General features: G+C 36.5%; 12 protein-coding genes. 6 read left to right on the forward strand and 6 right to left on the reverse strand.

The features are described 5' to 3' along the window. The first annotated feature begins 94 nt into the window (after nt 1-94). A complete protein-coding gene (rph, locus tag V6255_RS00410; RefSeq protein WP_341626364.1) occupies nt 95-814 on the forward strand; it encodes a ribonuclease PH in 720 nt (239 codons plus the stop codon). Nucleotides 815-817: 3 nt separating this feature from the next. Then, on the forward strand, nt 818-1,459 hold the full coding sequence (gene pyrE, locus V6255_RS00415) for an orotate phosphoribosyltransferase (protein ID WP_341626365.1): 642 nt from the start codon (nt 818-820) through the stop codon (nt 1,457-1,459). Nucleotides 1,460-1,734: 275 nt separating this feature from the next. Here the strand turns inward: pyrE and V6255_RS00420 are convergent, their stop codons facing one another. Genes V6255_RS00420 through V6255_RS00430 form a run of 3 tightly spaced genes read right to left on the reverse strand, consistent with a single transcriptional unit; the run spans nt 1,735 to nt 6,538 of the window. Beyond that, on the reverse strand, nt 1,735-4,821 hold the full coding sequence (locus tag V6255_RS00420) for a multidrug efflux RND transporter permease subunit (RefSeq protein WP_341626366.1): 3,087 nt from the start codon (nt 4,819-4,821) through the stop codon (nt 1,735-1,737). An 8-nt stretch (nt 4,822-4,829) separates the two neighbouring features. Then, complete coding sequence (locus V6255_RS00425; RefSeq protein WP_341626367.1) at nt 4,830-5,951, reverse strand: efflux RND transporter periplasmic adaptor subunit; 1,122 nt, start codon at nt 5,949-5,951, stop codon at nt 4,830-4,832. Next, the gene (locus tag V6255_RS00430) at nt 5,948-6,538 is read right to left on the reverse strand and encodes a TetR/AcrR family transcriptional regulator (RefSeq protein WP_341626368.1); all 591 of its coding nucleotides are present in this window, start codon (nt 6,536-6,538) and stop codon (nt 5,948-5,950) included. Before V6255_RS00430 ends, V6255_RS00425 begins: the two co-directional genes overlap by 4 nt. A 245-nt stretch (nt 6,539-6,783) precedes the next feature. On the opposite strand from V6255_RS00430, the gene rep reads away from it, so the two are divergent. The 3 genes from rep (at nt 6,784) to V6255_RS00445 (ending at nt 11,240) form a co-directional block, all read left to right on the forward strand. Further along, entirely contained in the window at nt 6,784-8,793 is a 2,010-nt protein-coding gene (rep, locus tag V6255_RS00435; protein ID WP_341626369.1) for a DNA helicase Rep, read from the forward strand. Between the two features lie 167 nt (nt 8,794-8,960). Then, nucleotides 8,961-9,692, forward strand: coding sequence for a glutathione peroxidase (locus tag V6255_RS00440; RefSeq protein WP_137297938.1), 732 nt, complete (start codon nt 8,961-8,963; stop codon nt 9,690-9,692). Between the two features lie 96 nt (nt 9,693-9,788). Then, nucleotides 9,789-11,240, forward strand: a complete 1,452-nt coding sequence (locus V6255_RS00445; RefSeq protein WP_341626370.1) for a dihydrolipoyl dehydrogenase — start codon at nt 9,789-9,791, stop codon at nt 11,238-11,240. Nucleotides 11,241-11,420: 180 nt separating this feature from the next. Here V6255_RS00445 and ubiA read toward each other — a convergent pair whose 3' ends face one another. Next, nucleotides 11,421-12,284, reverse strand: coding sequence for a 4-hydroxybenzoate octaprenyltransferase (gene ubiA, locus V6255_RS00450; protein ID WP_341626371.1), 864 nt, complete (start codon nt 12,282-12,284; stop codon nt 11,421-11,423). Continuing rightward, nucleotides 12,284-12,841 carry a chorismate--pyruvate lyase family protein gene (locus V6255_RS00455; RefSeq protein WP_341626372.1) on the reverse strand — a complete coding sequence of 186 codons (558 nt, stop codon included), beginning with the start codon at nt 12,839-12,841 and terminating at the stop codon, nt 12,284-12,286. Before V6255_RS00455 ends, ubiA begins: the two co-directional genes overlap by 1 nt. Nucleotides 12,842-13,094: 253 nt before the next feature. On the opposite strand from V6255_RS00455, the gene V6255_RS00460 reads away from it, so the two are divergent. Continuing rightward, nucleotides 13,095-13,511 carry a flagellar basal body-associated FliL family protein gene (locus V6255_RS00460; protein ID WP_341626373.1) on the forward strand — a complete coding sequence of 139 codons (417 nt, stop codon included), beginning with the start codon at nt 13,095-13,097 and terminating at the stop codon, nt 13,509-13,511. Nucleotides 13,512-13,531: 20 nt separating this feature from the next. Here the strand turns inward: V6255_RS00460 and glpG are convergent, their stop codons facing one another. After that, nucleotides 13,532-14,368 (reverse strand): rhomboid family intramembrane serine protease GlpG, encoded by an 837-nt coding sequence (gene glpG / locus V6255_RS00465; protein WP_341626374.1) that lies wholly within the window; start codon nt 14,366-14,368, stop codon nt 13,532-13,534. Nucleotides 14,369-14,488 lie beyond the last annotated feature (120 nt).

Below are 14,488 nucleotides of genomic sequence, written 5' to 3' on the forward strand. Positions count from 1 at the left end.
CCCATATTATATTTATTGGCTCCTTCCTGAGTTTTGCTCCTTGCTGGTTAATGGGTATAATTAGTGCTCATTTATTGACAAGGTTTTTTAACTTATGCGCCCAAGTAATCGAACACCCGAACAAAACCGTGAGATTAAAATTACTCGGCACTACACTGACTATGCAGAAGGTTCTGTACTGATTGAAGTCGGCAATACTAAAGTGTTATGTAACGCAACGGTCTCAGAGTCAGTACCACGTTTTTTAAAGGGCAAAGGTAAAGGCTGGGTAACGGCAGAATATTCCATGTTGCCGCGTGCGACACATAAACGTAATCAACGAGAAGCAGCAAAAGGTCAACAAGGTGGTCGTACCTTAGAAATTCAACGTTTAATTGCCCGCTCTTTACGTGCAGCAGTAGATTTAAATGCCTTTGGTGAGAATATGATTACTGTTGATTGTGATGTAATACAAGCGGATGGTGGTACACGTACCGCATCAATTACAGGTGCTTGTATTGCGTTAGCTGATGCATTGAACTGGATGGTTGTAAAAGGTAAGTTGAAAAAAAGTCCATTAAAGCAAATGATAGCGGCTGTTTCTGTTGGTATTTATAAAGGGACGCCTGTTTGTGATTTGGATTACGCAGAAGATTCAAATGCACAAACCGACATGAATGTTGTCATGACAGAAAGTGGCGGTTTAATTGAAATACAAGGTACAGCTGAAGAGGGTGCTTTTAGTCATCAAGAATTATTAGCAATGTTAGCTTTAGCGAATACCGGTATTAATAACTTAGTAGTAGAACAAAAAAAAGCATTAAATGTGGAGTAAGAAATGAAAGCGTATCAAAAAGAGTTTATTGAATTTGCGATTGAAAAACAGGTTTTAAAATTTGGCGAATTTACTTTGAAATCAGGGCGTATTAGCCCTTATTTTTTCAATGCAGGTTTATTTAATACAGGTCGAGATCTTGCGCGTTTAGGGCGTTTTTATGCTGCTGCATTACAAGATTCTGGTATCGATTATGATCTTTTATTTGGCCCTGCGTACAAAGGCATCCCGATTGCAACAACCACTGCTGTCGCGTTATCAAATGATTATGACCTAGATGTCCCGTATTGCTTTAACCGTAAAGAAGCAAAAAAACACGGTGAAGGTGGTAGTTTAGTGGGCTCTGAGCTAACAGGTAAAATCATGTTAGTTGATGATGTTATTACTGCGGGTACAGCTATTCGTGAATCGATGGATATCATTAATGCACATAATGCAGAGCTTGCAGGTGTGTTAATTGCATTAGATCGCCAAGAGAAAGGTAAAGCTGAATTATCTGCGATTCAAGAAGTAGAGCGTGACTATGATGCAAAAGTTATTTCGATTGTAGAGCTGGCAGACGTAGTGAGCTATCTTGAAACGTTACCAGAAATGCAGCAACATCTTGAGTCTGTACAAACATATCGTCAGCAATACGGTGTTTAAGCTTTAATTTATTTTTTAGCATAAAAGACCGTAAAATAAAAAAGCCAAAGGCGAATCATCGTCTTTGGCTTTTTTTGTATCTGTTAATAGTACTGTGTTAGTGCTTTGTGATAGAAAATAATTACTTTATCAGTCTATTAACTTCTTGGTTTCAGTAACTTAGTTTATAAGTATCTTAATTTATTGTTATAAACGTTTAATAAATCAATTTCGAGAAGAATAAAGTAACGCTTATTAAATTAATGTTAAGGCTACTTTTAATTTTCTTCTTTATCTTATGACTCTGTACTATTTACTTTTAATGCTTGTTCTTCATCAAATTCAGGAAGTTTTTTATGCTCACTGGCAATGAATGAATAGATAACAGGTAAGATAAATAACGTAAATAACGTACCGATTGATAAACCAGCTACGATAACAATACCAATACCAAAACGACTCACTGCGCCTGCACCGGTTGCAAATAATAGTGGGATAAGACCCGCTACCATTGCAGCTGTTGTCATCAATATTGGACGTAAACGCACGGTGGCTGCTTTTTTAACTGCGGCAATTTTATCTAGACCATGATGTAATTGCTCTTCTTTTGCTACTTCAGCAATCAAAATACCATGTTTAGTAATCAATCCCACCAAGGTTATCAAACCAACCTGAGTGTAGATATTCATAGTTGCAAAGCCCCAAGCAAGTGCGAGTAAAGCACCACTAATGGCCAATGGTACGGTCATGATAATAACCAATGGATCTCGAATACTTTCAAACTGACTTGCGAGTACTAAAAATATAATAAATAACGCAAGAATAAAGGTCACGTATAACGCACCACCTTCCGTTACAAATTGACGCGCTTCCCCCAAGTAATCATGACTATAACCTTGTGGTAATTTAGTTGTTGATAGCCCTTCAAAGAAGGTAATTGCTGTCCCCATCGTGACACCAGGCGAAAGTACTGCGCCTATTGTTGCACTGTTAAGTTGGTTAAAGTGGGGTAATGAACGAGGTTCCGCGACAACATTGACAGTAATCAGTTCGCTTAATGGCACCATGTCATTATTTTTAGCACGCACATAAAAATCACCTAATTGTTCAGGCGCCAAACGATATTTACGTTCTACTTGTGCAATCACTTCATAACTACGGCCATTTAAGTTAATACGGTTTAAGTACCCATCACTTAACAATGTACCCAAGGTAATACCGATATCTTGCATGGTTACACCATAAGCACCTGCTTTGTCACGATCAATGCTGATATTCATGGTCGCAGAATCAAAGGCTAAATCTAACTCTGAATAAACAAAGCTTGGGTTGGCTTGTGTTTCTGCTAATACATCGGCAGCGATACTCACTAAACTTTGGAATGGATTAGAGGTAGTAATAACAAATTGTACTGGTAGACCACCCGATGAACCCGGTAACTCAGGTCTTTGGAAAGTAACCGTTGCCACAGAAGGGATCATACTAAATGCTGGTGTTAATGTTTTAGATAGCTCATCTGGGCTTTTTTCTCGTTGGCTCCATGGTTTCATGATGGCGATACCAAAGGCTTGGTTAGCATTCGGAATACCAGACATCGCTAAGCTACTTTCTACTTCTGGTTGTTTCGCTATTTCACTAGTGACTAAACGCATACTATTTTCAACAAAATCCAAGTTGGCATTAGCAGGGGCTTTAGATAACATCATGAGAACACCTTTATCTTCTTTTGGTGCTAACTCTGATGGGATAAATTTAAATAGAAACGGTAGTGAAATAAAGACTAATAAGGCAAAGATAATAATGGCAGGACGTCGCAACATAATAATATTGAGCGCATTGCTATATTTATTCGTTAAGCCGGTTAGCGTTCTATCAACAGCACGTTCGAATCTATTTGGCTGATGATTGATGGTCAACATTTTACTACACATCATCGGAGATAGTGTAAGTGCCACAATACCTGATACAAATACTGCACCTGCTAACGTTAAAGCAAACTCGGTAAAGAGTGATCCTGTAATACCGCCCATTAATGCAATAGGTGCGTATACAGCTGCTAAGGTGATGGTCATGGAAATAACTGGTACTGCAATTTCACGCGTACCAATAATCGCTGCTCGGAAAGGTTCTTCACCTGCTTTAATATGGCGGTCGATATTTTCCACTACAACAATCGCATCATCTACTACCAAACCAATCGCTAATACCATGGCTAATAGTGTCATTAGGTTGATAGTAAAACCAAACATTTGCATCACAACGGCCACACCAATCAGTGATAACGGGATAGTAATAATTGGAATGAGCACTGCACGCCATGATCCTAAAAATAGAATCATTACAATGAGTACAATTAAGCCTGCTTCTGCAATAGTTTTAATGACTTCATAAATAGACTCTTCAATAGCAATGGTCGAATCATAAAGTACTTTCATTTTAATTGAGCTAGGGTTGTTTTTTTCTAAATCAGGTAGCATTTTCCTTACATCTGACGTTATATCCAATGGATTTGCACTTGCAGTTGCATCAATCGCAACAACAACTGCATCATTACCATTAGCCATTGCTCGGTAGATGTCATGACTTTTTTCAAGAGAAACGCGTGCAATATCCTGTAGATGTATTGTTCTACCGTCATCGCGTGTTGCAATGATAAGGTTTTCTAACTCGCTTGCATTCTTAACCTGGGTCTGTGCACTGCCATTAAACAGAGTGAAATAACCCATCGCTTGGCCTGAAGCTGACTGAATATTATTAGCTTGTAAAATAGTAATAACATCCGCGGTATTAAGCCCAAAAGCAGCCATACGTTCAGGATCTAACCAAATACGCATTGCAAATTTAGTACCGCCATAAAGGTTAACTTTTGCAACGCCATTAATACTAAACAATTGCGGTTTAATAACGCGTTCTAAATAGTCGGTAATTTGACTAGAGTTTAATTGCTCACTTGAAAAGGCAATGTAGATAACAGACGTCGTTGAGCCAGTACTGACATCAATCGTAGGATCTTCTGCATCACTTGGTAGCTGAGAGCTGACACTGTTTACTTTTGCAAGAATATCCGCCACAGCACCACTTGGATCAGTGTTTAGTTTCATATTCACAGTAATGGTTGAACTGCCCATAAAACTTTGTGAGCTGATAAAGTCGATATTATCGGCTTGTGCAATCGCTTGTTCAATTGGCTGAGTAATAAACCCTTGAATTAAGTCTGCACTTGCTCCGTAATAGCTGGTGGTTACCGTCACTACGGTATTAGTCATGGTCGGGTACTCTCGTACCTGCATTTTTGTAAGCGCTTGTATCCCTAATAATACAATCAGCAAACTCAACGAGATTGCTAAAATGGGGCGCTTTATAAAGATATCTGTAAATTTCATAACGTCGCCTACAGTGCTGGAAGAACAGAAGGAGTATCAAGCGCGTTTGATTCAACGATTTTAACGTGTGAACCGTTGCTTAATCTAACTTGTCCGCTAGTGGCAATCACATCATTTTCATCTAAGCCAGATAACACATGAACACTATCGTCCTTTGTTTTACCTAATGTGACGATTCTTTGTTTCGCTTCTAAAAACGTTTTACCCTCATCAGTTTGTTGTTCAGTTAATACATAAACTGTTTCACCGTAAAGTGTGTAGTTAACGGCAGTAACAGGAACGATGATTTGTTTTTTAACGGTCGGCAAAATGATATTTGCTTTAGCAAACATACCTGAACGTAGCTTTTGTGCTTCATTTGGAATCGATGCTTGAATGAGGATAAGTCCGCTTTCAGAGTTCACAGCGGGTTCAATAGCAGTAATCACACCAGTAAATGTCGAATCAGGCTGGGCATCAATAAAGACATCCATTGCTTGGTTTATATGTACTTTATTAATATCGTTTTGAGCAATAGTAAAACGCATTTGCATGCGGCTAATATCTTCTAAACGGACTATTTCAGTACCATTTGCTAGATATTGCCCCAAAAACACATTTCGTAAACCTGTTACACCTGAGAATGGTGCACGAATAGTACGTAAGCTAATGGTTGCTGCGTAACCTTCAATTTCACCTTGAAGTGCTAGGTATTCTGCTTGTGCATCATCAACATTACCCTGAGAAACAGAGCCTTTTTTAAGTAAAGAGTTTAAACGTTTATAGTTACGCTCAACGGAAGGTAAACGCGCTTTAGCTGCTTTTAAGTTTGCTTGTTCTACTTCGCTGTCTTGGTAAACAATTGGATCACCTTTTTGTAATTTTTGACCGGATACAAAATTAATTTTAGACACTTTACCGGCGACTTCGTTAGTAATCGTAACGCCTTGCATTGGCTCAATAAAGCCAATAGCACGCAAATGAGGAGTCCAATCTTCCAATTTTACAGTCGTTGCTGTAACTGGGAATTCAGGAATAGGACGCGATGAAAGGTATTCATTTATTTTTTTAGCTTTAAACATATTAAAGCCAATCACAGTACCAAATACAAGTATTGCTAAGATGATTGCCGAAGCTATCCATTTTTTCATTGAATTATTCCTGTTGGTTTAAAGTGTGGGTTTTGAATGATGTTCCATGAAGCGTCTCTGACTTGATCTAACTGTTTTTGATCAGGTGCAACTCGCTCTCGTATTACTTGTTTTGCTAATGAAATGGCAGTGTCGATGCTAACCGCTATTAATGCAAATAATTGCCAATTTAAGAATTGTTTTGTATTGATACCCTGTTGGTAAAAGAAGATAAGCGGTTTAAAAGCTTCATTCTCGAATAAGGTGATATCGGCTTGATCTACATTAGGTATGCAATGAAGTACTTCGATTAACGTTAAGCGCCTAGGATTGGCTATGACGTAATCAAATATATTCTGCCATACTAAATCGTATTTGTTTTTTGTCGTTGAACATTCATTAAAGCCAGCTAAAATAATATTAGCAGACTGCTCTCGAATAAATTTTTGCAGTTCATTCATTAATGCTTCTTTGCTATCAAAGTAACGATAAAGAGTGCCAGCAGCTACTCCAGCAGTATCTGCGAGGTTTTGCATAGAAAAAGCGTAAAAACCTCGTTCTGCTAAAACGGATTCTGCAGCGATTAAAATTTGAGTTCGCTTATCCATAAGGCCACTTTAAAATGAATGAACGTTCATTATCGTTTAATGTGAGGTGATTGCAATCTTAAAACGATAATTTATATAAATATTATTGTGATCTACAATATAGGCTTTTTTGATATTAAAAATAAAAACATCTTTAAGTTAATGCATTCATTCTTTAATCAACTCTATCTACCTTTCTACGCTAGCTTTCAATTAAAAGATCAGTAAAATCGAATGGCTTTTTCTTTTTAAATTTAGGACACAATATGAAGCTAAATCCTGGACAAGATGCCGCGGTTAAAACTATTTCTGGCCCTTGTTTAGTACTGGCAGGTGCTGGCAGTGGTAAAACGCGCGTGATCACGAATAAAATCGCTTATTTAATACAACATTGTGATTATCTAGCGAAGAATATCGTCGCGGTAACATTTACCAACAAAGCTGCTCGTGAAATGAAAGAGCGTGTGAGTGAAACCTTAGGTAGAAAAGAATCTCGTGGCTTAATGGTCTCTACTTTCCACTCATTGGGTTTAGAAATCATTAAGCGAGAAATAAAAACCTTAGGCATGAAAGCCGGTTTTACGTTATTTGATGATCAAGATACCTTGGCATTATTAAAAGAATTAACAGAAAAACAATTAAAAGAAGATACTGATTTATTAAAAGCGTTAGTGACGCAAATTTCTAATTGGAAAAACGCGCTTATTCTTCCTCCTCAGGCAAAAAAACAAGCTAAAGGTGAGCGAGATGTCATTTTTGCTCATTGCTATGACTTATACCAACGCCAATTGAAAGCTTATAACGCCTTAGATTTTGATGATTTAATCGTTTTACCCACTTTATTACTAAAATTTAAAGAGGAAGTTCGTTTACGTTGGCAGAAGAAAATTCGTTATTTATTAGTGGATGAATACCAAGATACTAATACTAGCCAATATGAGTTGATTAAATCTTTAGTGGGAGAAAGAGCACGCTTCACCGTGGTAGGAGATGATGACCAATCGATCTATTCTTGGCGCGGTGCCCGACCTGAAAACTTAGTCTTGTTACAAAGAGATTTTCCACAACTCAAAGTCATTAAATTAGAGCAAAATTACCGTTCTAGCCAACGTGTATTAAAAGCAGCGAATGTACTCATTGCGAATAATCCTCATGAGTTCGATAAACGTTTATTTAGTGAATTAGCTTATGGTGAATCACTTAAAGTATTGTTGGCTAAAAATGAACAAAATGAAGCAGAAAGAGTTGTTATGGAAATTTCTGGTCATAAATTCATGAATGGTGCTAATTTTAAAGATTACGCTGTTTTATACCGAGGCAATCATCAAAGTCGTTTATTAGAAAAAGTGATGATGGAAAATCGTATCCCTTACAAAATAAGTGGTGGAACGTCATTTTTTGCTCGTAGTGAAGTAAAAGACATCATGGCTTATTTAAAATTGTTAGTGAATCACGATGATGAGAATGCATTTATTCGTGTGGTTAATAAACCTCCTAGAGGGATCGGGGCAGTGAGCCGTGAAAAGCTAGGTAATTATGCTAATTTACGCCATATCAGTATGTTTTCGGCTAGCTTTGAGCTTGGCTTAGAGCAAACCTTAAATGGTAAATCGTTACATACACTGCAAGCGTTTACTCGTTGGTTAGTTGAATTAAATGATCGCTTAAAAAAAGAAGATGATATTGATGTAGTAAGGGACTTAATTCGTGATATTGGTTATGAAGATTGGTTATACGAAAATAGTCCAAGTCCTAAAGCTGCCGAGATGCAAATGAAGAACGTTTCTACACTCTTTAAGTGGGTGACTGAAATGCTGAAAGGCGATGACTTAGATGAGGAAATGACATTAGAACAGGTAGTTGCACGATTAACATTACGTGATATGTTATCTCGTAATGAAAGTGAAGAAGAATTAGATCAAGTGCAATTAATGACATTGCATGCATCGAAAGGGTTAGAGTTTCCTTACGTTTATATGATTGGTATGGAAGAAGGTTTATTACCGCATCAAGTCAGTATTGATGAAGATAATGTCGAAGAAGAACGACGTTTAGCCTATGTTGGTATTACACGCGCACAAAAAGAATTAACATTTACTTTAGCTAAAGAGCGTAGCCAGTATGGGGAAACAATTAAACCGACTCCAAGTCGTTTTTTAAATGAGTTACCACAGGAAGATGTGGAGTGGGAAAGTGGCCCTAAAAAACGCACGGAAGATCAAAAGAAGCAATTAGCAGATAAAGGCATTGCAAACTTGAAAGCATTATTTGATTAACAATAAAAATAATGTGAATCAATAGCTAAAGGCTATTTCTAGAAGTGATAGATGATGTTAATTTTAATTAATTATCATTTGTGATTTCGCATAATAACGCCACCGCAACAAACGCGTGTTTGTTAGCAAACTTAACATAAATAATTGAAAATTTTTAGGAGCAATACATGTTAGATAATATCGAAGGTCAAAGCGTACCATCAGCAACTTTCCCAACTCGCCAGGGCGATGAATGGGTTAATGTGACAACCGACGAATTATTCAAAGGTAAAACAGTGGTTGTATTTGCATTACCAGGTGCATTTACACCAACTTGTTCTTCTACACATTTACCTCGTTATAATGAATTAGCAGGTGTATTAAAAGAAAATGGTGTTGATGAAATCATTTGTTTAAGTGTTAACGATACTTTTGTTATGAATGCATGGCTTGCAGATCAAGAAGCTGAAAATATCACAGTGGTACCTGATGGTAGCGGTGAATTTACTGAAGGCATGGGTATGCTAGTTAATAAAAATGACATTGGTTTTGGTAAGCGTAGCTGGCGCTACAGTATGCTGGTTAAAGATGGCGTGATTGAAAAAATGTTCATCGAGCCAAATCAACCAGGTGACCCGTTTGAAGTGTCTGATGCAGATACTATGCTAAATTATGTCAACCCAAATGCTAAAGCGCCTGCTGCAGTTGCTTTGTTAACTAAGCCTGGTTGTCCTTTTTGCGAGAAAGCGAAAGCTGCATTGAAAGATAACAATATTAGTTTTGAAGAGATTGTGTTGGGTAAAGATGCAACTAGTATTAGTTTGAAAGCAATGACAGGTCAAACGACTGTGCCACAGCTTTTTGTTGATGGTAAACATATCGGTGATAGTGACGCAGCGGTTGCTTATGCTAATAGCTAATCATCATTAATGATTAGCTAAAGCGTATGTTCTTCTGAGAAGGCATACGCTTTTTTTTATTCAAAATTCACAAAACAAACCATAGCGAGAAGCAATATGAAGCAAGTTAATGTACAAGTTGCCATTATTGGTGGTGGAACTGCAGGTTTAGCTGCTTACCGAGCAGCTAAACATAAGACAGACTCAGTGTTATTAATTGAGGGTGGAAAATTTGGGACCACTTGTGCCCGTGTGGGATGTATGCCGAGTAAGTTGTTAATTGCAGCCGCTGAAGCCGCACATAGTGCTGCACACACAGAACCTTTTGGCGTTTTTGTTGATGGCAATGTTCGCATTGACGGTAAAAAGGTCATGCAACGTGTTCGAGATGAACGTGATCGTTTTGTAGGGTTTGTGGTTGAAGCTGTTGATGAAATCGATATTGAAGATAAGTTAATTGGTAAAGCCACTTTCATTTCTGAAGCTCAGTTACAAATCGATGATCATACTATCGTTAATGCTGAACGTATTGTTATTGCAACGGGATCTCGTCCAAGTTACCCACCTGTTTGGAATGATTTAGGCGATAAGCTGGTGGTTAATGATGATGTGTTTGATTGGCTCGATTTACCAAAGTCAGTGGCTGTATTTGGTCCTGGTGTGATTGGTTTGGAGCTAGGTCAATCCTTACATCGTTTAGGGGTTGAAGTCTTAATGTTTGGTATGGGAGGGCAAGTCGGTCCTTTTACTGATCCTGAAGTGATGGCCTATGCAGAAAAAACATTCAGCGATGAATTCTATTTAGATGCCGATGCAAACGTAAAAAATATAGAGCGTAAAGGTAATTCAGTTGAAATTACTTATATCGATAAGCAAGGCATTGAACAAATTAAAGACGTTGAATATCTATTAGCAGCTACTGGACGTCGTCCAAATATTGATCATTTAGGTTTAGATAATATTCCGTTAAAAAGTGACTACCGTGGTGTACCGATTGCAGACCCATATACAATGCAGACCTCAGTGCCTTCTATTTTTATCGCAGGTGATGCAAGTAATCAAATTCCATTATTACATGAAGCCGCTGACCAAGGTAAAATAGCAGGTAGTAATGCCGGTGTTTATCCAAATATTCGTGTTGGTTTACGCCGCTCATCGATTGCTGCAGTGTTTACTGATCCGCAATTAGCGATGGTAGGGTTAAGCCACAAACAAGTTTCAGAGAAGTTTGGTGGATGTGGTTGTTTTGAAACGGGTAATGTTTCTTTTGAAAATCAAGGTCGTAGCCGTGTCATGTTGAAAAATAAAGGGTTATTAAATCTTTATGGAGAACAGGGGACAGGACGTTTCTTGGGAGCTGAAATTGTTGGCCCACAAGCAGAGCATCTTGCACATCTCTTAGCTTGGGCGCATCAAAACCGTATGACTATTTCTCAAATGCTAGAGATGCCTTTTTATCACCCAGTGATTGAAGAAGGAGTAAGAACAGCATTGCGTGACTTGAATGCGAAATTAAAATTAGGTTCAGTAATGATCAGTGAGTGCATGGAATGTGGCCCTGGTTGTTAGTGTGTATTAACTAAATGAATTTGGCTAAGCTGTTGGTGAAAATTAACAGCTATTTTTATGTCTTTAAAGAAGGAAAACTTAAAAGAGTTCACAACAATCCGAGTAAGGTATATCGATTGAGCCTATTAAAATAACAAATATATTATTGTCTTTTTACCAAGTTAATGACATTTTAATCATTTATAAGTAAGCTAAAATAAAACCAATAAAGATAACAAAACCTACATAATTATTATCTAAAAAAGCTTTAAAGCAGGCACTTTTATCACGATCTTTAATACGACGTTGTTGCTGTGAAAATAAAAATCCTGCAATGGCTAACCCTGCATAATACAACCAAGTTAGCTGCTCTAAGATACCTACAGTCATTAATAGAAGTAATGTGGCTAGCTGTAATAATCCGATAATTAATTTATCATTTTTTCCAAATAAAATAGCAGTAGATTTAATGCCTATTTTTAGATCATCTTCCTTATCGACCATGCCGTACATGGTGTCGTAGGCAATAGTCCACGTAATATTAGCAATAAATAGCAGCCATATAGAATTAGAAAGGGTGTTCGCTTCTGCTGCATAAGCCATCGGAATAGACCAAGAGAAAGCCAGGCCTAATACAAACTGAGGCAAGTGCGTAAAACGCTTCATAAACGGATATGCAAAGGCTAATAATAGACCGATCACTGAAAGCTGAATAGTCAGATTATTTTGTGTCAAGACTAATAAAAAGGATGATATTGCTAAGCCTAAAAACAAATAAATAGCTTCTTTGCTGGTGGCTCTACCCGATGGTAAAGGCCTATTTTTAGTGCGAGAAACGAAACCATCTACTTTCCTATCGGCAAAGTCATTGATTACACAACCTGCACTACGCATTAAAAATACACCTAAACAAAAAACAATTAATACACTGATTTTAGGCAAGCCTTGTGCAGCAATCCATAATGCCCACAATGTTGGCCATAGTAATAATAAAGTACCAATAGGCTTATCCACTCGCATTAATTCCAATAAGGCTTGGCGTTTAGGTGCATTTAAATAGACCATTATTTATAAATTCCAGATGCAGGTAAAAATACTTCACTGACTAATAAAGGCTTATTTTCGATATAAAACAATGAACGTCTTGCCCAAAGAGAGTGATCACAAGGTTGTTTTAATGAATCGCATAATTCATGTACCGATGAACCAATAAGAAATTCTGCGATTTCAATTTTTCCGCGTTGTAATGTTTTATCTTTAAACAAAAACTTACCTAATGACTCAGAACCGATGTTAGCTAAGTTTTTTTGTTTATCAGCGAGTGTATGATAAGGGATTTCCGTTTGTGCAAATATATTTGCAACCCCATCACAATGTAAGAACACTTCACGCACCAATATTTGTTCTGATTTAGGAAATAACAGAGAAAGTACTGACTCATTAGCATTGGTATTTAATTGTTGTTTGACCTCCACAGTAAATTTTTCACATTGTTGTTCCAGTTTTTTAGTTAAAGAAGTTTCATCCAATAACCAAGAGAGTATTTGCTTAGAACAGTTTTGTGGGTGACTATTTTCTTGCCAATACGCAGATGACACAATATTAAGTAACGGATTAAACATACAAACCTTTTATTTCAAATCATTTTATTTATTGCAGTTAAGTCATCGATATTTCACTAAATTCCCATTTAAATACTATTAAATCAGTTACTTTATCTTAAGTAAAAAATATTAATTTAAGACAAGTCTAGATAGAAATTTACATATTTATAAATTATTTAACTAATCAATGCTTTTTTTATGCATAATATTGGGTAGAGATTGATATCATATGATCCAAAAAATATTAACGTCTTAGTTGAAGGAATGGATCATGTTTAAAAAAATACTTTTTTGTATATTTTATTTAACGCTATTTTCACCATTTAATCTTGCATCAGCTGAAGAAGAAAATGCAGAACCAGTGGCGGATTACCAATATTATGCATTAGAACCAGACATTATTACTAATTATATTAAACCTGGTAAACACTTGGGTTATATTCGTTTGGGCATTGATTTAATGGTTAAATCGACAACAGCTTATCAAGCGGTAGAAACGCATGAGCCAATTATTCGCGATCGTATTATTACGATCCTTGGTGAGCAAAGTGAACAACAAATAAAATCCATAACAGAACGTAAAATAATTAGAACTCGTTGTTTAAATGCTGCGAATGATGCCATTTTTGAAATTACTGGCACCAGACCTATTGAAGATTTATTATTTACTAAGTACTTAGATCAATAACTTATTCGCTTTATTTATTTTTATAGTTTCAATTTGCTGCAAGTGGCTGCTAAAAGAAGACCTGCTAATAAACCAACTAAGTGTGCGTAGTTGGCAATGTTAACAGGCAATATATCTATAAAACCTAATACTAACCAACCTAATAGAAACGAAAACATACTATTTGGTAAATGTACTTGGCTGCCTTTATTCATCAAGCCGTATAACCAACAGTAGCCAACTAAGGCATAAACCACACCACTCAAGCCTCCAAAGTAAGGGCCGACTAAAAAAAACTGTGCTAAGTTAGAAGCAATCGCTGAAAATAAAAAGAGTATGAATAATCGTTGTTTACCTTGTTTTTTTTCAACCATCCCCCCTAGTTGCCACCACCATAATGAATTAAAAACGATATGTAATAGACTGAAATGCAAAAAAGCAGGTGTGATAAAACGCCAACTTTGAAGGTAATCAAAAGGTTGTTTTACAAAAAATGAAAAAATGGAATTTATTGGATTGAAAAAACCTAATGCTGATACTCCGTAAATAACCAAGCAAATAATAAATACACTATGTGTAATGATCCCACCATGTTGTTTAAAGTTACTTAATAAACTGGAATTAGCATAGGCGAGACTCGTTGAATTTGCTTCAATATTACCTGATTCCCAGCTAGCGGAAAGATATTTGCTTTTAGTTGGGTTTGCTAAAAATAGAGCGAGTTCTGATTCTGCCAGTATTAACTGAGTTTCATTTTTAATAATAATTTGGTGTTGGAATTCACTTTGCTGAATAATATTATGAATTTTTTTACTATTTAAATAATCTGAAAAAGCTTGTGCTAAACGTAAATGCTCAAAGCTGTGTAATACTGTCATAATATACCTCTGAAAATTTATGCCATCATATTTAATAATTTATCTTATTAATTAACACGTTATAAAGGATCATCTTGCCAAGAAATTAATGCTTTTTGTTGTTTTTACTCTAAATAAAAC

Source organism: Psychromonas arctica, assembly GCF_038155225.1.
In the GTDB taxonomy this organism is placed as follows: domain Bacteria; phylum Pseudomonadota; class Gammaproteobacteria; order Enterobacterales; family Psychromonadaceae; genus Psychromonas; species Psychromonas arctica_B.